At 58.5% G+C, this 284-nt stretch carries 1 protein-coding gene; it reads right to left on the bottom strand.

Features of this window, described 5'->3' with window-relative positions; translation table 11 throughout:
* On the bottom strand, positions 1-284 hold a 284-nt coding region (locus RVY79_RS19095; RefSeq protein ID WP_317466128.1), incomplete at both ends, for a Wadjet anti-phage system protein JetD domain-containing protein.

Raw genomic sequence — 284 nt, 5'->3', positions numbered from 1 at the left:
AACGGTTCTGGTGGAGCCCGTCATAGACCGCGCGTTCTTCTACTGTCAGTTCCGGAAGCGCTTGCAAAGACGCCTGACTTTTCTCTTGCGTCCAAAACTGCGGCCAGGCCCGCAACGTCACCTCGTCCATTAGCACCGAGCGCAATTGCGGGAACACCTGTCGCGCCCGCGCAAGGATAGCCAAGCCGTGCGTGTCCAAGTCACCCCAGTAGAAAACTCGGTCTTGGGGCACCCAAGAAAAGGGCTCCAGCAGCGACACTGCATTTCCAAGCTTCATCACCGCA

Source organism: Chromohalobacter sp. HP20-39 (genome assembly GCF_033052815.1).
GTDB lineage: Bacteria > Pseudomonadota > Gammaproteobacteria > Pseudomonadales > Halomonadaceae > Chromohalobacter.
The sequence above is the reverse complement of the archived record's forward strand: the minus strand, read 5'-3'. Positions and strand labels throughout refer to the sequence as shown.